We start from the raw sequence: 20931 nt of genomic DNA on the forward strand, positions 1-20931 counted from the left end.
ATACAGGGTTCTATGTTAAACTAAATCCCGTAGCTTTATGTTGTTCTATTCCGGCAGCGCCGGAATAGCTGGCACAACTTTTTATACGATCTTATTCATTCATTTATCAAATATCATTTATTATGAAACGTACAGGCAACGCCCATTGGAATGGTACTTTAAAAGAAGGTAAAGGTGCTCTTTCTACTCAAAGCACTACTTTGAACAAAACTCAATATTCCTTTAAAACCCGCTTCGAAGAGGGTGTAGGTACCAATCCTGAGGAGTTACTGGCTGCAGCGCATGCTGGTTGCTTTACCATGGCTGTAAGTGCTCAATTATCTCAGGCTGGTTTTACCCCTGGCGACCTGGAAACGAATGCTATCCTGGACCTGGATATGGTTGGTCTGAAGGTTACCGGTATTCATCTCGAACTGAAGGCCTCTCCTATCGAGGGTGTTTCTGCTGAAAAGTTTCAGCAAATTGCTGAAGGCGCTAAAGCAAATTGCATTATCTCGAAGGCTCTGAGTGTACCTATTACTATGAGTGTAACTTATTAATAGTTTTTACTAACATTGTAAAGGGGCCGTTATCGAAAGGTAACGGCCCTTTTAGTTTTCTGACTACCAGCCATTTATTTCTCTATTCAACGCTTGCAATTGTAAATCCTGTATATTTACCTCCTCTTATGAAGCCATCAACCGCTTTTATTCCTCCATTTGCCCAGTTGTTACTGCCCGTCGGTTATTACCTGCCGGGTTAGCGTTTCTGCTGTCCATATCGTTGCCTGAATTACTATATCCCTGAATGACTGTTCAACATTTGCTTATATGACTAAAAAAGACAAGACTATTTTACATGTTTCTTCTGAAGTTGGTACTTTAAAACGATTACTGGTCCATAGTCCCGATAGTGGTTTGGGGCGGGTGGTACCTTCCAAGGCGCAGGACTGGTTGTTTGAAGACATTGTTCATCTTGAAACTATCCGCCGCAAAGAGTACGATTATTACACTAAGATATTATTGTACTTCCTGGATCCTGATAAGATCCATGGAAAGCTACAGGAGATCGATACGCCGGAGAATAAGCGCAATTTTTACAAACCTGAAAAGCCTGTTTTTTTCCGCAGTGAAAAGGTAGTAGAACTGGAGTGGCTGCTGGCGGAGATACTCGAAGATCATGAGATACGTCTGAAGCTGGTAGCTTCTGTGTGTGCCGTGGAAGGTTGTTCTTATACCAAGCAAACGCAGTTGCTGGAATTGCCACCTGCACAACTTTCCAAGGTAATGATCAGTGGTACGCTGGCTACCGACGAACTGCTGTTCCCTCCTATCCCCAACTTTATTTTCACCCGTGATATTGGTATCGTGATCAATGATCACGTGTTGCTGAATAAGCCTGCCAAGAAAGCGCGTACCCGGGAAGCGTTACTGGCCAAGTATATCTTTTTCAATCATCCACTGTTTGCAAACTACCGCGATCATATTCTGGAAATCCCGGACACTTTCCACCACTTCCTGTTGCCCCGCGATGGTGATGAAAAGAAGGTAACACTGGAAGGTGGTGATGTGATGGTGGTAAGCAAAGACCACTTGCTGGTAGGTGTGAGTGAGCGCACCAGCATGGAGGCTGCTCACCAGGTGGTGAACATGTTGTTTGAAAGGAATATCGTGAAGAAGATCACCGTGATCAAAATTCCCAAGAAGCGGGACTATATGCATATCGACACCATTTTCACGCAAGTAAAGCGTGATGTATGGGTAATGCTGGGCGCCTTCTCCAAAAAGGTGATGAAGCACGAGGATGACGATGCTGTTGAACGCATTCTCGAAGGTGGTTTGAAGAAAGATGAGAAAATCAAGATCATCCAATTCCGTAAGAAGGCAATCGAAGACCCGAAATATTTTGACAACCTCGAGGAGCTGTTGTCCGATATCAGCCGCAATGACCTCGGTTGTGAGGGCAAGGTGCGGTTTATTTACTCTGGCAATAATAAGTTTCCCTACGATACGCGCGAGCAATGGACGGACAGCTGCAACCTGCTGGCACTGAAAGAAGGTGTTATCCTTGGTTATGACCGCAATGACAAGACTGTTGACGCTTTCCGGGAAGCCGGTTTCAGCGTGATCGCTGTGAAGGAACTGCTGGAGCAGTTTGAACAGGGTATTACCAGCCCTTCGGCATTGGAAGATACCATCATCCTGATGCCATCGGCTGAATTGTCGCGTGCGCGCGGCGGTTTTCATTGTATGAGTATGCCGCTGGTGAGGGAAGAAATCTAAAATTAAATTAGTCATGTCAGTTACGCCACATATTTTGATGATCAGGCCGGTGAACTTTGGCTTTAATGCTGAAACGGCGGTTAATAATGCTTTCCAGGTTGCCGGTCAGGATGACCAGGCACAGGTGAAGGCGCAACAGGAGTTTGATGGATTTGTATCGTTGCTGCACAACAACGGTGTTGACGTAATCGTAGTGAATGATACGCCCGAGCCTCACACTCCTGATTCTATTTTCCCCAATAACTGGATATCTTTTCATGCCGACGGAACGGTTTGTCTCTACCCTATGTTTGCCGAGAACCGGCGGCAAGAGCGCAAACCGCATGTAGTAGAGAAGATACAGGAGCGTTTTATCGTTGAACGTACTTACGACCTCACACATTACGAAAAAGATCATCGTTTCCTGGAAGGCACTGGCAGTATGGTGCTTGACAGGGACCTGAAGATCGCCTATGCCTGCCTGAGCCCCCGGACGGATAAAACTGTTCTGGATAAATGGTGCCATGCACTGGATTTTCAACCCATTGTTTTCGACGCTGTGGATGGCGCCGGTCGCGCTATTTATCATACCAATGTGGTGATGTGTGTGGGTGACCGCTATATTGTGATCTGCCTCGATTCTATACCGAATGCAGCAGAGCAGGAGCTCGTGCGTAACACCATCGATCAATCGGGTAAAGAGCTGATCGACATTACCATGGAGCAGTTGAACCGGTTTGCCGGCAATATGCTGCAAGTGGCCAGCATTCAAGGGGAAAGATTGTTGGTGATGAGTACACAGGCTTATGAATCGCTCACGCCTGAACAGGTAAACAGGCTGCGGAGTTATAACAGGATCATTCATGCTCCTTTGTACACCATCGAAACTAATGGCGGGGGCAGCGCGCGCTGTATGATGGCTGAGGTGTTTTTGGAGCGATTGATTGCGGAATAGAACACGAATCAGGCGAACACGAATTGGGACGAATTACACGAATTGAAGGTAATTAGACTGCCAAGCATGCAACGGTTGGTATGTGCCTATTGTCATGCCTGAAACCCCCGACATGAAATTCGTCTACATATTATTGTCTTTTAGTGTTTGTTGCTCGCTGGCCTGTAAGAAAGATTCAAAGCCTGCTGTTGTAGTTACCATCACTGAGAAAGTCAGCTTTGGTGCCAACACGTATGCTGCTCTTGTAGAGAATCCTGATCCCGCCATTCATGGGTTTCTTTGTTCACTTGGCGCCAGCAATTTCAAGCCTACTTATAATTGTACCAACGCTGTATATATTACGAATCTACCTTCTTCACTAGCAGTAGTTGGCAAAAAAATCACCTTTTCTTCCTATCAAGACAATGGACAGCCGTTGCTGTTTTCCTCAATCAATCATGCGCATGAACTGGAAGTGAACAGCCCGAAGGAGGCGCGGTAAAGAGGGCAACGAGATTGTGTGGCAGAATTCCTTAGTTTACCATTAGCTCAGGGCGGTATTCGAAGTGCATGGTATCGTAATGATACCACTTGCCGCCCCAGATGAAGCCATGTTTTTCGAAGATGTCGACAATCTCCTGGGGTATCCTGTTGATATAGTTGGGTATTTTTTTGCTTTCGTCTGTCGTTTTATTGTCCCATTGCCAGTAATTGGAATACTTCGTATTAATGTCCATTGTGATCCCAAAGCTATGGGTGCTCAGCCTGTTTGTTCCTTTAATTACCCGCCAGTTGAATGTTCCGGCCACTTGTTGTACATAGAGCAACAGGTGGGCAGGCAGTTTTTCCAGCTCATCGGAAATGGCCTGTATTTTTTTATCCACTCCATTGATGCGTGATACTTTCAGCTGCTGCTTCGCTGTTTTGGGCAGCCAGGTGATGGTGACCAGATTCTTCTGTACTTGTGCTGGTGTAGCGCCATACATGGTTTTAAAGAATGTATCATTCCTGATCCTGCCTGGGTCGTCGCCTTCAGCCGGATTGTATGTTTTGCCTTTTGTGTATGTTGCTTTTAACTGATCTTCTATATCGGGATGCGCATATAACTCTGCAAGGGTTTTAGTTTTCCCGTCATCAAATATTATCCGTGTGCCATTCCTGAATATTACGTAGTTGTCTTTGATGCCGACAAAGCAATCAGGATAAGCCTTTAGCAGTATTTGTGCGTATTTTTCTGTTTGTACTGAATCTTGTGACAGCGCATTGTTGTTTATAAAAATCATACTCAGAAGGACCAATGCACTACTTTTCATATTTCTGGATCATTTGTATATTCTTCTTCTCAATATCGGAAAAAAACTGGTGTATGTAATTGGCATTGGTCGTTTTTTCGCCAATTTCATTATACCAGCTTTGCTGAAGGAAATGATCTCTTACTTTCTTATTAATATGAAAATTATAACCATGGCGTGCATATATCTCATTACGCATAATGCTTAACTCCCATTTGGACAACCCGTCCAAATCACTACTGGTGAGATATCTCGTGCTGGCAAATGGATATTTACCGGGTATAGCTGGCCTGGTTGAATTATTATTGTAAGAAGATGATGAGGAAGAGGAGGATGAAGGATAGGATGACTTAGATGAGGTGGAAGATGACGAAGAAGAACTACTGCTATTCGAAGAAGAGGATGTAGCCTGAAGCAATATTTCCGCACCGGCGTTTGCTATCAGATCCCATGCTTCTGCATTGGAAACTGCAGAATTCTTATATACTGTCTTAAATCGGGGATTGCTGCCGTTTCTTCCAATCGTCAGATATCCCTTTATCATAAAATCATCTGGCCCTCCTTCACAAAGCCAACAAGAATAGGCTTTCCAGGATACTACCAGTTCCATTGTATAAATCTGCCTCGAAGCGTCGTATTCAATTTCTGTAGGCTGTGTAAGGCAGGCGCTTCCTGTATAGGGCGATATTTTCTTCATCAACATAAGCCCAACGTCGTTGGCATATTGCTTTGCCTCGATGTTGGATTGACGACCATAGACAGCAACGGTGCTGGTCACAAGCAGTATTAGCATCAGGGAGCGCATAAAGGGGTTGTTTTCTTAAATGTATTCCTATTTTTCAACTTACCGGGATACTTCCCCCTCAAAGTGGGTTAAATTTAAGATATATCAATTATCTGCCTTATTACTCCCGCTAAACATTTTACTCAACCCTTCCCGGAAAGTAAGGGGTTCGTAGCCGAGTTCTTTTCGTGCTTTTTCGATTACGAAGCCTGTTTTAGGTGGACGGCGGCCTGGCTGGGTGAAAGTGGCTGCGTCTACTTTTTCTATACGGCTTTTATCCAATCCAAAGAGGGAAGCTGTTTGCAGGGCCATATCATATGGTGTCAGCAAATCTTTGCCGGAAATATGGTAAATGCCGGTGGCTTTCTTTTCGATGATCAATATAATGCCTTTGGCTAAGTCTTCGACATAGGTGGGCGTGCGCCATTGATCGGCCACTACTTTAATATCCTTATTCTGCTCCAGGCTGTTCTTTACCCAGGTGATGATGTTGCTGCGCGTGCCTACCAATGTATTGCCATACACCAAACAAGTACGTACGATGGCAAAGGGAATGGTACTCGTCTCAGCAATGGCCTCGGCCTGCATTTTGGTGAAGCCGTAATAGCTTACCGGTTTGAGGTCATCTTCTTCTTTGTAGTTGCCTTGTTCGCCGTCGAATACGAAGTCGGTAGACACATAGATAAAGTGCTTGCTGTATATCTCAGCATCTACCAACACCTGGGAGGTGCCGGTGACATTGATGCGCTCGCATTGCTCGGCGTGCAACTCGCATTCGTCTACCTGTGTCATGGCGGCGGCGTGTACTACTACATCTGGTTGCTCTACACTCATGACTGTTTGCACGTCGATCGAATCGGTAATATCGAGGGTATGCCAGGCATATTTATCACCCCAGCCTTCCGGGCGCAGGCGGTCTTCGCCTTTGCCGGTGGCGATCACCGTGTAGCCTTTTCGTAATAGTAAGTGGGTTAAGTGTTGCCCCAATAATCCGTTTGCGCCCGTGATGAGAATTTTCATGTGGCAAATATATGGCGCGTGACATGATTGGGCTAAAGCCCAAAGGTGTTTTTTGATCTTGTCCCGGCCCTAAAGGGCCGGGCAATTCCTTTTGATTCGATGTGCTTTTGCTTCGCAAGCAGATTTCTCACTTCGCTATCGCTCCGTTCGAAATGACAAAGAAGGAGGAGTTCTGTTCGAAATGACAAAACAAGCATGCTACACTATTTAAAATGCTTTCTTTTTTTCGCCTTCGCTTGTATTGTTGTTGCTAAACTTAGGCGTGTAGCCCATGTTGGCAAACATGAAGCAATAGATGTCGGCAATGCTTTCGATGTTCTTGGCTGTGTTGCTGGCGCCGTGCCCGGAATTGGTTTCGATGCGGATCATCACCGGGTTGGCTCCTTTGTGTTTTTCCTGCAGGGTGGCTGCATATTTAAAGGAGTGGGCCGGCACTACCCTATCGTCGTGATCGGCCGTGGTGATCAACGTAGCCGGATAGTTAACGCCTGCTTTGAGATTGTGTATGGGTGAATAGGCATACAAGTTCTTGAAGTCTGCCGCGCTATCGCTACTGCCATATTCTGCAATCCAGTTCCAACCAATGGTAAATTTGTGGAACCGCAGCATGTCCATCACCCCTACTTGTGGAATGGCCACTTTAAACAGATCGGGGCGTTGATTGATCACTGCACCTACGAGCAGGCCACCATTGGAACCGCCACGGATGGCCAGGCGTTCTTTGGAGGTGTATTTGTTTTTGATGAGGTATTCGCCGGCTGCAATGAAATCATCGAATACATTCTGTTTTTTGAAGCGCATGCCGGCCTGGTGCCAGGCTTCGCCGTACTCTGCTCCACCGCGCAAGTTGGCCAGTGCATACACGCCTCCCTGTTCCAGCCAGGGAATTAATGTGGCGCTGAAGCCAGGCAGCGAACTAATGTTAAATCCTCCATACGCATAGAGCATCGTAGGGTTTGTTCCGTCCAGCTTCAACCCTTTTTTGTATACCAGGAACATCGGTATTTTAGTGCCGTCCTTGCTGGGATAAAATACTTGTTTTGTTTCGTAATCGGTGGGATTGAATTTGACTTCCGGTTGGCGGAATATTGTACTGGCGCCGGATGCAATGTCGTATTTATAAATAGTGGGCGGGAAGGTAAAGGAGGTGAAGGTGTAGAAGAAGAACTTGTCGTCTTTTTCTCCTCCAAATCCTGTGGCTGTTCCCAGACCGGGCAGTTTGATCTCTCTTAATAATTTACCAGTAAAATCATATTCGTATACTCTTGTGGTCACATCTTTCAGGTAGCTTACATACAGTTTGCCGGCGGCCGTGTTGGCATTCTGAATAGGCTCTTTTTTTTCGGGTACGATCTCTTTCCAATTTTCGCGGGCAGGGTTGGCGGGATCAACAATCACTACGCGGTTGTTCTCGGCTCCTTCATTGGTAAACATAATTTGTTTTTCGCCATCGTTTTCTATCACTCCGTAGCGGTATTTACCTACTTCTGCTACAATGGGCTTGAAGGTTTTGTCGTTGCTTTGGTTATCGCGGTAGTACAGGGCGTTGCCATCGAATCCTTTACCGCGGTCGCTGATGGACAGGTAAGCAAAGCGCTCGTCTTCGCTGGTGCTCAGGAAGTGGAAGCGCTGTGGATTGGCTTTGTCCTCATGGATCAACTGGTCCTGATCCTGTGATGTGCCCAATTTGTGGAACCACACCTGGTGGTTTTCGTTTTTGGAGGAGAGTTCTTTTCCTTTTTCGGGTGCCGGGTAGCGGCTGTAATAGAAGCCGTCGCCCTGCCAACCAATGGCTGATGCTTTTACCCAGAGAATGGAATCGGGCAGGTCTTTGCCGGTTTGCATATCCCGGATGTAGTAGGTGCGCCAGTCGGACCCGCCTTTTGAGATGCCCCACACAGCATATTGGCCATTTTTGGAGAGGCTGAAGTCTGTAAGCTGGGTGGTGCCATCAGGGGATAGTTTATTGGGGTCCATCACCAGTTCAGGCTTTCCGTCGAGCCCTTTCTGGCGAAACAGGAGTGACTGATTTTGGAGGCCGTCATTTTTTGAGAAGTAGAAGTATTCTCCCTTGCGGTTGGGGGCGGAGTAACGCGGGTAGTTGAAGACTTCCTCGATGCGCTTTTTCATCTGGTTGCGGTAGGGAATCTTGCTGAGGTAGTCGAAGGTAACTTTGTTCTGGGCTTCTACCCAGGCTTTGGTTTCGGCGCTGTTGTCATTTTCCAGCCAGCGGTAGGGGTCGTCTACTTTTACGCCGTGGTATTCGTCTGTATGGTCTATTTTTTTGGTAACCGGGTAGTTATTCTGCGCAAAGGTCGCGGTACTCGCTGCAAAAGTCATGCTTATAATAATATGTTTTTTTATCATAACAGGAGGTTTACTATCGCAAGTTTACTGATTTTCATAGATGTAGCGGTGCCGTTCGTGTATCAAACTAAAACCTTATTTTTGGGCCGCATTTTAAAAAAGAGTGACTGATTATCAATATTTCTTGCATTATTTCGGAGATTTTCTTAAAAAATAACTAACAGCAGTAATTCATGGCAAAAAAGGTGACAAAAATCGGTGTTCTAACCTCAGGAGGCGATGCTCCGGGTATGAATGCCGCCGTTCGTGCCGTTGTAAGGACGGGTATTTATTATGGTCTTGAAGTATTTGGTGTGATGCGTGGCTATACCGGTATGGTAGAAAATGACATTATCCCTATGCATTCCCGTAGTGTAGCCAATATTATTCAACGTGGTGGCACCATCCTGAAAACTGCCCGTTGCAAAGAATTTCTTCAAAAAGAAGGCCGTCAAAAGGCTTATAATAACCTGAAAGCGTTGGGCATCGATGGTCTAGTGATCATTGGTGGCGACGGTTCTTTCCGTGGTGCTGATGTTTTCAGCCGCGAGTATGACATTCCCTGTATCGGTATTCCCGGTACTATCGATAAAGATATTGCCGGCACTGATTTCACGATCGGCTTCGACACGGCGGTGAATACTGCTGTTGAATCGATCGACAAGATCCGTGACACGGCTGATGCGCATGACCGTCTTTTCATCATCGAGGTGATGGGTCGTGATGCGGGTTATATTGCTTTGCACAGTGGTATTGCTACCGGTGCCGAGCATATCCTGATCCCTGAGCGCAAGACTGATATGGAAGAGCTGATCAAGTCGCTGCAGGAAAAAGAACGCCGCAAGAAGCTGGTAAACATGGTAGTGGTTGCTGAAGGTGATGAGTTTGGCGGTGGCGATACTGTAACTACCCTGATCAAAGAACGTTTGCCCAATGTAGATACGCGCTTGTGTATCCTGGGACATATTCAACGTGGTGGCTCTCCTACCTGTCTTGACAGGCTGATCGCCAGCCGCATGGGCTATTCTGCTGTTGAGTGTCTGCTGGAAGGCCGTCACAATGTAATGGTAGGCATCCTGAACAACCGCATGCAGTACACGTTGCTGGAGAAGGCAGTGAAGTCGAAGCAGAAGATCAGTGATGAATGGATGAAGATCGTGAAAATCTTAGCGAGCTAAATCGTGATAGTCCTTTGCTTTTTGTAAATATGAATTCGTAAAACCAAGTAATCCCAATACACATGGCCAGAGATCTTTCGAAATACCTGCATAATGAAATGGATAAGAGTGCCGGTATCGACCATATTACCCACCGTACCAAGATCGTAGCAACTGTAGGCCCTGCCTGCGATACGTATGACAAGTTACTCGAACTGGTAAAGGCCGGGGTTAATATTTTCCGCCTGAATTTTTCGCATGGTACGCATGAAAATAAAGCTCAGATCATTTCGCATATCAAGGAAATGAACAAGAAGGAGCCTTACAATATTGCCATCCTGGCCGACCTGCAAGGTCCCAAGCTGCGCGTAGGTGAGATCGAGAATGGCGCTCTGCCTATCGAGCCAGGCGATATTCTCACTTTTACTTCCAAGGAAAAGGTAGTTGGTAACAAGGAAAAGATCTATGTTTCTTATCCCAACCTGCACGAAGATGTGGAAGTGGGTAATAAGATCCTGATCGATGATGGTAAACTGGAAGTGGTAGTAACCGAGATCACCAAAGCCGGCGACGTGAAGGTACGTGTAACTTATGGCGGCACCCTGTTGCCTAAGAAAGGCGTAAACCTCCCCGATACCAATATCTCTCTCCCGGCTATGACTGAGAAGGATATTGCCGACCTGGAGTTTATTATCACGCAAGAAGTAGAATGGGTAGCACTTTCTTTTGTGCGTAAAGCTGAGGATATTGTTGACCTGAAGAGAAGACTGGCCGAAAAGAAAAGTAAGAGCAAGGTTATCGCCAAGATAGAAATGCCTTCGGCACTGGTGGACCTTCGTAATATCGTAGTAGAGTCTGATGGTGTGATGGTTGCCCGTGGTGACCTCGGTGTTGAGCTACCTGTTGAAAAGGTACCTATGGCTCAGCGTGATATCATCCGCAAATGTATTCACCGTGCGAAGCCCGTGATCGTTGCTACCCAGATGATGGAGAGCATGATCGACCGCGTAAAGCCTAACCGCAGTGAGATCACCGACGTAGCAAATGCGGTACTGGAAGGCGCCGACGCGGTGATGCTGAGTGGTGAAACGGCTACCGGTAAGCACCCTGCCCTGGTGGTAGAAACCATGCGCAAGATCATCCTCGAAGTTGAAAGAACTGAATACCGCTATAACCGCGAAGAGGACTTAAAGCCTCAGCCTCACTCTCCTTCTTTCCTGAGTGATGCGGTGTGTTATAATGCCTGTAAGCTGGCCAACGATACTACTGCCGACGCACTGATCGGTATGACGCAAAGTGGTTATACTGCTTTTGTGTTGAGCAGCTACCGTCCCAAATCTTTGCTGTATGTTTTCACGAAAGAGAAAACGCTGGTGAATCAGTTGAGCCTGAGCTGGGGTGTACGTGCCTTCTTCTATGATGAAGAGGAGAGCCTGGACGATATCATCTTCGACCAGATCAATATCCTTAAGGAACGTGGTTTCATCAAGCCCGGCAATGTGGTGGTGAATACCGGTAGTGTGCCAGTGCATTTGCACCTGCCTACGAATACTTTGAAGATCACGAAGGTGGAGTAAGAGGTAAGAGACGTTCTTGCGGAAGATAAAGACTTCGACAAGCTCAGTCTGACATATATTTTTACGGCATGTCCGCCCCATTGTGGGCGGACATCTTTTTTGGGTGAATCGCTCCGGACGTTTTCTACGTATATTCCAGTAATCCGCTCCCTTCTCAGCACTCAAATCAACACCACACCATATGAAATTCGTCCTTGCTGTCCTTGCTGCCTGCCTGTTCGTGGCCTGTAAAACTCCCACCTATCATTATGTGCCTACCATGGTCAATGCCGTGCCTTATGCTGCCGGCGGAGAAGGTCATCTTGGCCTCGCCTTTGGCTCTGTGGGTATAGCCGCCAAAGGTGGTATCGCGCTTAGTCCCAATATCAATCTGAATGCTTTTGTAGGTGGTATGCCCGAGTCGGAGAATGGCTATACCAGCCGGGAATCAGAATTCTCGCTGGGTGTTCAAACCAACTCCGACGATGGTGCTATGGGTTGTTTTTACATAGGCTTCGGATCGGGCAACAATGAGAAGGACAAGATCGGGCTGAGCGGTAATTATACCCGACCCTTTCTTCAGGCACAATTTGCCGCTGTAGATAAGCCTATTTTCAATACCGGCGCCTGGTTCGATGGTTATATTGGTATGCGGGTAAACTATATGGATTATAATGGCAAGCTCAATGGGAATGAATTCGATGACCACCTCATTTATTATGAACCTTATTTTGGTGTGGCGATTGGTAGTCGAAACGTGCGACTGGAAATATTGCAGGGTTTTTCTATGAAGAACAGTGGCGACTGGCGGCAGGGTGTGCGGATATTTCCTTATTGGGGAACTGTGGGAGTTGCGATCAAGTTGAGAAAGAGGACGACAGTGGAAAGAAGGCCGGAGCGTTAGGGCCACAGGCCCTGGAATAGGGCTGCGAGGCTACAAGCCTCGCAGAGCAAGTTAGATCAACTACCACTTAGTCTGGCCGCTTTGAGCGGCCTGACTACAGTAAATAAAAAACCGCAGAGACTTTGTAGGCCTCTGCGGAGTGTATCATAGGTCGGTTTCAACTATATCAATGCGTAATACTCTCTTATGTTTCTATTCTATTGTTCTATGCGGTAAACAATCGGCAGGGTCATTCTTGTTTTCACGCTCTTACCGTTTACTTTACCGGGTGTCCAGGCTGGCATTTTGTTCATCACAGCTACTGCTTCTTCTTTCATGCCATATTCTACATTGTTATCGCCTGTTGCCTTGATATTCGTCACTCTTCCTTTTTCATCTACCGTAAATACTACTCTTACATCTCCTTCTGATCCATTCTCGATGGCTTGCTCAGGATACTCAATATTGTCTTCGACGAATTTCTGCAATGCATCTTCACCACCCGGGTACATCGGCATTACATCAGCACGTGAGTAAATGCCGTCGGCATCGCGCATGGCTGAAGTTGTTTTAGTAGCTCTCATGCTTTCCATATTTATGGATGCACGGCCTTTTGTGGCTTTTCTATTACTTGCTGTACCAGATTTATTTGTTGCGGCATCCGGATTAATAGGACGATCAGATACATTATCGCTTGAGTTCATTGATTCATCTACCGGATTGCCCTGGGTGCTATCCATGGTGGTAGCGTCTCCTGCCGGTGCATCGCTGTCTATAGATTTGTAATCGCTGCTACTTTGACAAGCTGTGAATACGCTTGCCGTCACCAACATTCCCGCTGCCAGCCATTGTTTCCAGTTATTTTGTTGACTATTCATATACTGTTGTTTTAATGAACAATTGGTTTCGCAGATATAGTTCCAAATACGGTGCCACCTGCCTTCCAATCATTGATTATCGTATGGTTGTGCATCTGTTTGGGGACGTTTTTGCTCATATCGCGGCATTGTATTTTTTAACATTTTGTTACTGTACATTTGATCCACAGTGTACTATGAATATCGCGACGTTCTATCCACAACACGCAACGCTGCAACAGCATATCGACTATTATTATTTTCTGAAAGCCGACTCCCCGGACTTTCAAACTACTTATTACGCTTATCCGAATACTGCTGTGCCGCTCAGTATACATAAGTCGGCGGTGTATGAGATCAGGGAGCATTATACCAGCGTTCAAGCTGTGAAGAACGGACCTGCTGCTGCTTTGATCCAACGAAGTTTTCAATCGCCACTGCTGGTTAAACTGCAAGGGCCTATCGACAAGGTGACTATTTGTTTTAAGCCTTCGGGTATCTGTAATTTTATCCATCAATCTTTTCAGGAAATAGCACCGGCTGACTCTCAGGCTTTCTCTGGCTGGACACAAGTACCTGCTTATGCTTCACTGCACAGTCAATTTTTTGCTACTGACAGTAATGAGGAAAGGGTATCTATGTTGGAAGACTTCCTGTTATCCATCTATGCTCCTTCTGAAGAGTATAGGCTTGTGGAGAAAGCTACCGGGTGGCTATCTGATTTCAACGAGGCTCACTCTATTGAAGAAGTGGCAGAGCAATTAAATCTTACTACCCGCTCTTTCAACCGGCTATTTTTGAAGCATATGAGTATTTCGCCGGTGGCCTGGAAAAAGATCGCGCGTTTCCGGCATTCGCTGAAGAATAAATTGTTCAATGAGCAGTTCAAGAAACTCACCGAGATTGGCTACGACAGTAATTTTTATGATCAGTCTTACTTTATCAAGGTCTACAACAAGCTGACCGGCTCAAACCCTTCCGCTTTCTTCAAAAGCATCGAAAAGCTGGCCGATGACCGCCTTATCTTTCGTTTTGTTAAAGAGTAGGTGTTGTCCGAAAAGTACAATTTTAGCCCCCGCACTTGCTGTTATTTCGTATTTTATTTACTGCAACATGAAGTATATCAGCATTATTGTGGCATTGTTGTCGTTGTTACGTGGCCATCCGATCATGGCTCAGTCTGTTCCTGCGAACCCGGCTCTTTCCCGGCTTCTTGACAGCCTGGCGGCGGAAGACCAGAAGCCTTACCAGTCGGGCCTGTACAAGGACCATCCTGAGGAGGCATCCAAGGTTTTCAAGGCTACGACTGCGCGGCATATTCCTATTTTAAAGGATATCATCAAGCGGTATGGTTATCCCGGCTATGATCTGGTGGGGAAGAAAAGCGGGGATCATTTCTGGCTGATGGTGCAGCATAGTGATGCTGACCTGGCGTTTCAGAAGGAGGTGTTACCACTCATGGAGAAGCAGGTGCAGCACAAGAACGCTGGTGGCAGTAATTATGCTTACCTCGTTGATCGGATTCTTGTGAATAAAGGTAATAAACAGTTATATGGTACTCAGATCACGTACCGCAGCAATATTTGCCAGGCATATCCCAAGCCTTTGCAAGACAGCCTGAACGTGAATGTGCGGAGAAAGGAAGTTGGCATGGAGCCTATTGAAGCCTACCTGAATGTTTCAACCAAGGTGCATTTTGAGATGAACAAAGCATCCCTGGAAAAGAGGGGGATTACCCAACCCACTTTGTATACTGTGCCGGAGGATATTTCTTCCGGTATCAACAAGCGGCTCGCTGATTCATTGCATACTATGAAGCTCACCGATCAGATCGCGGCTAATGTTCGTAGCGGCCAATACAAGGACTGGTCGCCGGAAGCCTGGCAGGCTTTCAAGGACAGTGTTTTTGGATCTCATCAGAAGATACTGGAAGGGATATTCAACCGGTATGGGTTTCCCGGTTATGATCTTGTGGGCAAGGATGGCTCGCAGGATTTCTGGCTGATGGTGCAGCATTGTGATAAATGGCCTGCTTTCCAGGAAAGGGTATTGACGGCTATGAAGCCGCAGGTATTGAAAGGGAATGCCAATCCTTCCAATTATGCTTATCTCGTGGACAGGGTGATGCTGAATACCAACCGCAAGCAGGTTTATGGCTCTCAAGTGACGTACAACCTTGATAGTTGCCAGGCATTGCCCAAATCGCTGGCAGACAGTTCAACTGTAAATGCCCGCAGAAAGGAAATGGGACTGGAACCTATCGAGGATTATTTAAACAGCATGGGTTCTATGCACTTCCAAATGAACAAGGAGTTTTATGAGAAGAAGGGGATTACAAAACCCAAGCTATACGCTATAAAGCCTTAACGCGCTTCTCCAATAAATAATCCATACTATGTCTCTCATCAACCATACCTATAACTGGTCTAAAAATGTATTGATGCGGGTTTGCAATTCAGGATTGTTGGTCCCGATGTTGTGGTGATCGCGGTTGCTGTATTCGAAATAGGATATGTTTGCGCCCATTCCCGCTGCTTTCATTTTATCGAAGAGCATGACAGCGGGTTGCGGAGGGGTGATATCATCTTTTTCGCCAAAGTGCATTTGTGTGGGTGGTAGTGATTGATAAAAGAAGGTAGGTGAACTGGCGATCATTCTTTGCCGGGCCGCCTGGAGCGTTTCACTACCTTTTATTAATGCGTCGAGGAATTGAAAGCGATAGGTCGGATCGTTCTGGTGTGTGCTGGTGCCAACCAACAGGTCTACCGGGAACGCAACGCCTGCGGCGAGCTTCACCCGCTTATCGCGAATAGCCATCAGCAATGCAACTGTTCCTCCCCGGCTACCTCCTCTTACTCCTACCCTGCCTGCATCTGCCTGGGGCGTAACCGCCAGCACTGCATTCAAGCCCGCAATGGCATCATCGGTAGCAGCATCGAATGCGTCGTTCCTTGTGCCTTCGGCTGCGGGCGCTGTATACTCCACCCCATTTATATTCACGGACAATGTTTGTCCGCGCAATGAAGGAAGCACGTATACAAACGGAACGTTATCGGTGGTTTGTACGGCTTCATGGATTACCGGATCGGTGAGCGAAAAGCCATACACGGACATTCGTACCGGTAAAGGATTCGCCGTGACAGGCACTAATACGCCAACGTATTGTTTAAGTCCCTGTAAACGGAAGGAAATGATCTTATAATGGAGCTTGTCTTTATGTATTTCATGCGTGGATTCGACCTTGACATCAGTGGGCGTCAGTTGTCTTGCCTGCCACGATGCCCGGACAGCCTCCAACTCTGCGGATGTGGGCGTTGCAAACAACGCTTTCTTATCAATATTTTTTAGTGGATCTTCTTTTTTACAGGCTACGGCGGACAACAGCAAAGCTGGCAACAGGAGAAAATTGTACAGGTGCATGCGATAAAGATAGTCGCCGATCTCTATCTGAATTGTTAAAGTACATGTTGTGATTTACGCTACTATGTACGCGCACTTACCCGCCCGCCGCTTTTACTTTTTGAGCATTCGCCAAGAGTGTTCTTAATTCTTCTTCGCTTGCGTGGTACACATTGCCAATATCCAATATGGCAGGATTATGAAATGAAACAGGGTCGGGTATTGATATCCGTGCAGAGGTATGGTATTCCGTGGCGCCTGTTTCTTTGATGAGCTTTTCTATGTTGGAAGCGCGGATGCCAGCGCCGGGCATGATGATGATGCGTCCATTGGCCTGCTGTACCAATTTGGCCAGCACGTCTGTTGCATCGGGGGCGGCACTTTTCAATCCGCTGGTAAGTATTCTTTCGCATCCACAGGCAATGATCTCTTCCAATGCTTCAAAGGGATCTGGCACTCTATCAAATACACGGTGGCAGGTGACGCCCATGGGATAGCCCCACTCTACCAGGCGCTTCATGCGTTCTGTATCTATTTTGCCGTTTTGCAGTTGTATGCCTGTCGATATGCCATCGCATCCCAGCTCTTTGCTCAGGAGGATGTCTTTTTTCATGATCTCAAATTCATCTTCATCGTACCAATAGTGGCCGGCGCGCGGACGGATGATGGGATATAGTTCTATGTCGATGCGTTCGCGGGTACGCTCTATGGTTCCTTTTGAGGGGGTGGTGCCTCCTTCAACGGGGTTATCGCACAGTTCTACGCGGGCTGCACCTGCTTTTTCGGCGATGATGCAGGATTGGATGTTGAAGGCACAAACTTCGAGGATGATATCTGACATAGATAAGATATTCTTTTAGGTGTTAGCTTTTAGCCTTTAGCTATTAGCCATAATGCTAAAAGCTAAGACCTAATAGCTAATGCCGCTTAATAAACACTTTTTGCTTTGTATACTGTTTCTTCTTTACCACTCTTTACGGAAAAGGTGAAACCGGGCTGGAGGGCGTAAGCGCCGTACTCTCCTTTTTTGTTGATGGCCAGGAAACCAACCTGTACTTTTTTAGCTTTCTCCGGACTGCGACTGATGATGCGCTCTACTGCTTTTCTGCAGGCTGCTTCGGGCTTATTGCCCTGCCGCATCAACTCGACTACCAGGTGCGAGCCCACTATACGAACGACTTCTTCTCCTACGCCGGTAGAGGTGGCCGCTCCTATTTCATTGTCTACGTATAATCCTGCGCCAATGATCGGTGAGTCTCCTACCCTGCCGTGCATCTTGTAGGCCATGCCGCTGGTGGTGCAGGCGCCGCTCAACTGGCCGTTGGTATCCATTGCCACCATGCCTATCGTATCGTGGTTATTGATACCGCCAGGCATCGGATCGTTCTCTTTGTTGTAGAGTTTGTTTTCAATATTCATGACCGGCTCGTACTTCGATGTTTTGAGCCATTCTTTCCATGCTTTTTCTGCGGCAGGTGTCAACAGGTTTTCTTTCTTAAAGCCGTTGGCCAGTGCAAACTGTAAAGCGCCGTCGCCCACCAATTGTACGTGTGGCGTTTTCTCCATCACGAGCCGGGCCACTGAGATGGCATGTATGATGTGCTCCAGGCACATGACTGCTCCAATGTTGTATTGTTCGTCCATGATGCAGGCATCGAGGGTTACGCGTCCATCACGGTCGGGCAAGCCTCCATATCCTACAGACTGGTTGCTTTCATCGGCTTCGGGAATACGTACGCCTGCTTCTACCGCATCGAGTGCACGGCCGCCGGCAGACAATATTTTCCAGGCTTCGGCATTGGCTGCTTTTCCAAAGTCCCAGGTGGATACGACGATGGGGTTACCTTTTGTTACGGGATACTGTTGTTGCTCCATAGCCAGTAGTGACTGGCCGGCTAATACTGCGGCTGAGCCCGTCAATGACGAGCGTAAGAATTTTCTTCTGGTTGACATAGTAGTAGTCTTCTCTCTTGAAGCTGTAAACTTAAGGTATTAACTCTTTGGGGCGGTCATAAACTTTTTCAGGTTGGCCTGTGCCGTCTTGCGCACTTTGTTGATGACAAAACCGCTCCATCCCAGCAATAGTCCTTTGAACCCTAATGCCTGGCGGCTCCATTTCCACAGGTCGAAATCGTCCATATGTTCGATAATGCGGCCTTCGTGGAATTTGAAGTGTGCCTTGATATGGTTGGTGACTTTCCGGCCGGTGGCTGAAAAGGTGTAGGTGGCGATCCATTCGCAGTTGCCGTATTCATGATCGGCATCTACGTTTTTATAAGTAAGTGTAAAATCTTTGGCATTCTTACACAGCATGGTCCACATAGCTTTTGCTTCTGCGGCATTCAGGTTCTCAAATACGGGATCATAGAATGTTACATCTTCATGGTAGCAACTGATCATGCCGGGGGCATCCAGTTTACTGAACGATGTATAAAACTTTTCAATCAGTTGTTCGTGTGCAGGGTGCATATTTTGAAACTGTGGTTGAGCAACATTTGTTACTTTAGACCTTTAAAATTAATGGTTACCATGAGAAAACTACTCCTTTTCCTTTTTTATTGCTTTTTTATTTTTAGTGCTACTGCGCAACTGGTTCCGCTGAGTCCCCAAACCGCCCAGGACTCCGCCTGGGTGCGGGATAATTACACCAAGAAGGAATTGTATATTCCGATGCGCGATGGGAAGAAGCTGTTCACGTCCGTCTATCTTCCCAAAGATGCTACCGAGAAGCATCCTATCCTGATGACGCGTACGCCTTACTCCTGTGCACCGTATGGCGAACAGAACTTCCGCGCCAATTTGTGGGTAGGTCATTTCCGGTATTACATGCGTGAGAACTATATTATTGTTACGCAGGATGTTCGTGGCCGCTGGATGAGTGAGGGCGAGTTTATGGATGTGCGTCCTTTCAACCCCAATAAGACTGGTAATGATATCGACGAGGCGAGTGATACGTATGACGCTATCGACTGGCTCATCAAGAACCTGCCGAATAACAATGGTAATGTTGGCGTGATGGGTATTTCCTATCCCGGCTTTTACTCTACCATGGCTGCCCTGAGTGCGCATCCGGCACTGAAAGCGGTAAGCCCCCAGGCGCCGGTAACTGACTGGTTTATGGGTGATGACTTTCACCATAATGGTGCGTTCTTTATCCTCGATGGTTTTTCTTTTTATACCGGCGGCTTTGGCTTTCCCCGTCCTACGCCTACTTCTGTAGGCCCGAAATCGAACTTGCAACTTCCCAAGAATGATAATTATGAAACGTACCTGCGCATTGGTGCATTGAAAAATTTCATGAAGCTGACCGGCGACAGTTTGAAGTTCTGGAAGGACCTGTATGCGCATCCGAACCTCGATGACTGGTGGAAGGCGCGCAATCCCCGCAACTTCGTGGGTAATATCAAACCTGCGATGCTGACGGTTGGTGGCTTATTCGATGCAGAGGATTGTTTTGGTGCGTGGCGGTTGTATGAGGCTATCGAGAAAAAGAATGCTGCGTCTACATTCAACAAGATCGTGATGGGCCCCTGGTATCATGGTCAGTGGGCTTCGCTCGATGGCAGCAAGCTGGGCCGTGTTCAGTTTGGCGCCAATACTTCGCACTGGTACCAGAATAATATTGAAGTGCCTTTCTTCAATCATTTCCTGAAGGGCAAGGGTGATATCTCCAAACTGGCTGAGGCTACTATCTTTTTCAGCGGCGCCAATGAATGGAAGCAGTATCCTCAATGGCCTCCTGCCAGCAAAACCGATCAACCTTTATACCTGCAACCTGATGGTAAGCTGGGCTGGGACAAGCCTACCGGCAAGAACAGTTTCAGTGAGTATATCAGTGATCCTGCCAAACCGGTGCCTTATACCGAAGATGTGCACTGGAGCCGTACCCGCGATTATATGACGGATGACCAGCGTTTTGCTTCACGCCGCACTGATGTGCTGACTTTTCAGACCGATATTTTGTCTGATGATGTGACTTTGGGTGGCACATTGGTGGCCGATCTGCTGACGAGCATTACCGGTACTGATGCGGATTATATCGTGAAGCTGATCGATGTATTTCCTGATGATTTTTCTTATCCCGGTACTACGCAGGGGGGCGGGCGTGATGCCGGCGGCCCCTACCCCATGGGTGGCTACCAAATGCTGGTGCGTGGTGAAGTGATGCGCGGCCGTTTCCGCAACAGTTTTGAAGTGCCTGAGGCTTTCAAGCCTAATAAGATCGAGCGGGTAAAATATGAACTGCCTGATGTGGCGCATACTTTCAAGAAGGGGCACCGCATTATGGTGCAGGTGCAGAGTAGCTGGTTCCCCTTGGTTGACCGCAATCCTCAAAAGTTTGTGAATATTTATGAGGCTAATGACAGTGATTTTCAGAAGGCCACTATCCGGGTTTATCATGATGGGGTTAACAGCAGTAGTATTTTATTACCAGTGATCAAATAATCATTCTTCATTAGGTA

The 20931-nt window shown here is 47.0% G+C and carries 19 protein-coding genes; 10 read left to right on the plus strand and 9 right to left on the minus strand.

Features of this window, described 5'->3' with window-relative positions; genetic code table 11:
• The first annotated feature begins 122 nt into the window (after window positions 1-122).
• The 4 genes from AC5JBY_RS31855 (at window position 123) to AC5JBY_RS31870 (ending at window position 3676) form a co-directional block, all read left to right on the plus strand.
• A complete protein-coding gene (locus AC5JBY_RS31855; protein WP_495908753.1) occupies window positions 123-539 on the plus strand; it encodes an OsmC family protein in 417 nt (138 codons plus the stop codon).
• 270 nt (window positions 540-809) lie between these two features.
• Entirely contained in the window at window positions 810-2261 is a 1452-nt protein-coding gene (locus AC5JBY_RS31860; protein WP_495908754.1) for an arginine deiminase family protein, read from the plus strand.
• A gap of 13 nt (window positions 2262-2274) precedes the next feature.
• On the plus strand, window positions 2275-3195 hold the full coding sequence (ctlX, locus tag AC5JBY_RS31865) for a citrulline utilization hydrolase CtlX (RefSeq protein WP_495908755.1): 921 nt from the start codon (window positions 2275-2277) through the stop codon (window positions 3193-3195).
• Between the two features lie 112 nt (window positions 3196-3307).
• The gene (locus AC5JBY_RS31870) at window positions 3308-3676 is read left to right on the plus strand and encodes a hypothetical protein (protein ID WP_495908756.1); all 369 of its coding nucleotides are present in this window, start codon (window positions 3308-3310) and stop codon (window positions 3674-3676) included.
• A 31-nt stretch (window positions 3677-3707) separates the two neighbouring features.
• On the opposite strand, the gene AC5JBY_RS31875 is transcribed toward AC5JBY_RS31870, so the two are convergent.
• From AC5JBY_RS31875 to AC5JBY_RS31890, 4 genes are all read right to left on the minus strand, one after another.
• Window positions 3708-4487, minus strand: coding sequence for a M15 family metallopeptidase (locus AC5JBY_RS31875; protein ID WP_495908757.1), 780 nt, complete (start codon window positions 4485-4487; stop codon window positions 3708-3710).
• Window positions 4477-5271: a YARHG domain-containing protein gene (locus AC5JBY_RS31880; RefSeq protein WP_495908758.1), complete on the minus strand. Its 795-nt coding sequence runs from the start codon at window positions 5269-5271 to the stop codon at window positions 4477-4479. Before AC5JBY_RS31880 ends, AC5JBY_RS31875 begins: the two co-directional genes overlap by 11 nt.
• An 84-nt stretch (window positions 5272-5355) precedes the next feature.
• Window positions 5356-6270, minus strand: coding sequence for an SDR family oxidoreductase (locus tag AC5JBY_RS31885; RefSeq protein WP_495908759.1), 915 nt, complete (start codon window positions 6268-6270; stop codon window positions 5356-5358).
• 207 nt (window positions 6271-6477) lie between these two features.
• Window positions 6478-8637: a prolyl oligopeptidase family serine peptidase gene (locus tag AC5JBY_RS31890; RefSeq protein ID WP_495908760.1), complete on the minus strand. Its 2160-nt coding sequence runs from the start codon at window positions 8635-8637 to the stop codon at window positions 6478-6480.
• A 173-nt stretch (window positions 8638-8810) separates the two neighbouring features.
• Between AC5JBY_RS31890 and pfkA the strand changes: the two genes are divergently transcribed.
• The 3 genes from pfkA to AC5JBY_RS31905 all read left to right on the plus strand — a co-directional run bounded on the left by pfkA (window position 8811) and on the right by AC5JBY_RS31905 (window position 12233).
• The gene (pfkA, locus tag AC5JBY_RS31895) at window positions 8811-9794 is read left to right on the plus strand and encodes a 6-phosphofructokinase (protein ID WP_495908761.1); all 984 of its coding nucleotides are present in this window, start codon (window positions 8811-8813) and stop codon (window positions 9792-9794) included.
• Between the two features lie 62 nt (window positions 9795-9856).
• Window positions 9857-11350, plus strand: coding sequence for a pyruvate kinase (gene pyk / locus AC5JBY_RS31900; protein WP_495908762.1), 1494 nt, complete (start codon window positions 9857-9859; stop codon window positions 11348-11350).
• Window positions 11351-11531: 181 nt separating this feature from the next.
• Window positions 11532-12233: a hypothetical protein gene (locus AC5JBY_RS31905; protein ID WP_495908763.1), complete on the plus strand. Its 702-nt coding sequence runs from the start codon at window positions 11532-11534 to the stop codon at window positions 12231-12233.
• A 197-nt stretch (window positions 12234-12430) separates the two neighbouring features.
• Here the strand turns inward: AC5JBY_RS31905 and AC5JBY_RS31910 are convergent, their stop codons facing one another.
• Window positions 12431-13090 carry an energy transducer TonB gene (locus tag AC5JBY_RS31910; RefSeq protein ID WP_495908764.1) on the minus strand — a complete coding sequence of 220 codons (660 nt, stop codon included), beginning with the start codon at window positions 13088-13090 and terminating at the stop codon, window positions 12431-12433.
• 176 nt (window positions 13091-13266) lie between these two features.
• On the opposite strand from AC5JBY_RS31910, the gene AC5JBY_RS31915 reads away from it, so the two are divergent.
• Together AC5JBY_RS31915 and AC5JBY_RS31920 are read left to right on the plus strand one after the other, a co-directional pair.
• The gene (locus AC5JBY_RS31915) at window positions 13267-14115 is read left to right on the plus strand and encodes a helix-turn-helix domain-containing protein (RefSeq protein WP_495908765.1); all 849 of its coding nucleotides are present in this window, start codon (window positions 13267-13269) and stop codon (window positions 14113-14115) included.
• A gap of 67 nt (window positions 14116-14182) precedes the next feature.
• Complete coding sequence (locus AC5JBY_RS31920) at window positions 14183-15436, plus strand: DUF6624 domain-containing protein (protein ID WP_495908766.1); 1254 nt, start codon at window positions 14183-14185, stop codon at window positions 15434-15436.
• Window positions 15437-15484: 48 nt separating this feature from the next.
• Here the strand turns inward: AC5JBY_RS31920 and AC5JBY_RS31925 are convergent, their stop codons facing one another.
• The 4 genes from AC5JBY_RS31925 to AC5JBY_RS31940 form a co-directional block, all read right to left on the minus strand.
• Window positions 15485-16489, minus strand: a complete 1005-nt coding sequence (locus AC5JBY_RS31925; RefSeq protein WP_495908767.1) for an alpha/beta hydrolase family protein — start codon at window positions 16487-16489, stop codon at window positions 15485-15487.
• A 76-nt stretch (window positions 16490-16565) separates the two neighbouring features.
• Window positions 16566-17309, minus strand: coding sequence for a copper homeostasis protein CutC (locus tag AC5JBY_RS31930; protein WP_495908768.1), 744 nt, complete (start codon window positions 17307-17309; stop codon window positions 16566-16568).
• Between the two features lie 86 nt (window positions 17310-17395).
• Window positions 17396-18421 carry a glycosylasparaginase gene (locus AC5JBY_RS31935; protein WP_495908769.1) on the minus strand — a complete coding sequence of 342 codons (1026 nt, stop codon included), beginning with the start codon at window positions 18419-18421 and terminating at the stop codon, window positions 17396-17398.
• Window positions 18422-18460: 39 nt separating this feature from the next.
• Window positions 18461-18937, minus strand: a complete 477-nt coding sequence (locus AC5JBY_RS31940) for a nuclear transport factor 2 family protein (protein WP_495908770.1) — start codon at window positions 18935-18937, stop codon at window positions 18461-18463.
• Window positions 18938-18997: 60 nt separating this feature from the next.
• Here AC5JBY_RS31940 and AC5JBY_RS31945 point away from each other — a divergent pair, with 60 nt between their 5' ends.
• Window positions 18998-20914 carry a CocE/NonD family hydrolase gene (locus AC5JBY_RS31945; RefSeq protein ID WP_495908771.1) on the plus strand — a complete coding sequence of 639 codons (1917 nt, stop codon included), beginning with the start codon at window positions 18998-19000 and terminating at the stop codon, window positions 20912-20914.
• The last annotated feature ends 17 nt before the right edge of the window (window positions 20915-20931 follow it).

This window comes from Paraflavitalea sp. (assembly GCF_059502485.1).

Excerpts from the sequence above, each read along its gene's own strand:
- AC5JBY_RS31855 (WP_495908753.1), top strand. The coding sequence starts at position 123 with ATGAAACGTACAGGCAACGCCCATTGGAATGGTACTTTAAAAGAAGGT.
- AC5JBY_RS31860 (WP_495908754.1), top strand. The coding sequence starts at position 810 with ATGACTAAAAAAGACAAGACTATTTTACATGTTTCTTCTGAAGTTGGT.
- ctlX (WP_495908755.1), top strand. The coding sequence starts at position 2,275 with ATGTCAGTTACGCCACATATTTTGATGATCAGGCCGGTGAACTTTGGC.
- AC5JBY_RS31870 (WP_495908756.1), top strand. The coding sequence starts at position 3,308 with ATGAAATTCGTCTACATATTATTGTCTTTTAGTGTTTGTTGCTCGCTG.
- AC5JBY_RS31875 (WP_495908757.1), bottom strand. The coding sequence starts at position 4,487 with ATGAAAAGTAGTGCATTGGTCCTTCTGAGTATGATTTTTATAAACAAC.
- AC5JBY_RS31880 (WP_495908758.1), bottom strand. The coding sequence starts at position 5,271 with ATGCGCTCCCTGATGCTAATACTGCTTGTGACCAGCACCGTTGCTGTC.
- AC5JBY_RS31885 (WP_495908759.1), bottom strand. The coding sequence starts at position 6,270 with ATGAAAATTCTCATCACGGGCGCAAACGGATTATTGGGGCAACACTTA.
- AC5JBY_RS31890 (WP_495908760.1), bottom strand. The coding sequence starts at position 8,637 with ATGATAAAAAAACATATTATTATAAGCATGACTTTTGCAGCGAGTACC.
- pfkA (WP_495908761.1), top strand. The coding sequence starts at position 8,811 with ATGGCAAAAAAGGTGACAAAAATCGGTGTTCTAACCTCAGGAGGCGAT.
- pyk (WP_495908762.1), top strand. The coding sequence starts at position 9,857 with ATGGCCAGAGATCTTTCGAAATACCTGCATAATGAAATGGATAAGAGT.
- AC5JBY_RS31905 (WP_495908763.1), top strand. The coding sequence starts at position 11,532 with ATGAAATTCGTCCTTGCTGTCCTTGCTGCCTGCCTGTTCGTGGCCTGT.
- AC5JBY_RS31910 (WP_495908764.1), bottom strand. The coding sequence starts at position 13,090 with ATGAATAGTCAACAAAATAACTGGAAACAATGGCTGGCAGCGGGAATG.
- AC5JBY_RS31915 (WP_495908765.1), top strand. The coding sequence starts at position 13,267 with ATGAATATCGCGACGTTCTATCCACAACACGCAACGCTGCAACAGCAT.
- AC5JBY_RS31920 (WP_495908766.1), top strand. The coding sequence starts at position 14,183 with ATGAAGTATATCAGCATTATTGTGGCATTGTTGTCGTTGTTACGTGGC.
- AC5JBY_RS31925 (WP_495908767.1), bottom strand. The coding sequence starts at position 16,489 with ATGCACCTGTACAATTTTCTCCTGTTGCCAGCTTTGCTGTTGTCCGCC.
- AC5JBY_RS31930 (WP_495908768.1), bottom strand. The coding sequence starts at position 17,309 with ATGTCAGATATCATCCTCGAAGTTTGTGCCTTCAACATCCAATCCTGC.
- AC5JBY_RS31935 (WP_495908769.1), bottom strand. The coding sequence starts at position 18,421 with ATGTCAACCAGAAGAAAATTCTTACGCTCGTCATTGACGGGCTCAGCC.
- AC5JBY_RS31940 (WP_495908770.1), bottom strand. The coding sequence starts at position 18,937 with ATGCACCCTGCACACGAACAACTGATTGAAAAGTTTTATACATCGTTC.
- AC5JBY_RS31945 (WP_495908771.1), top strand. The coding sequence starts at position 18,998 with ATGAGAAAACTACTCCTTTTCCTTTTTTATTGCTTTTTTATTTTTAGT.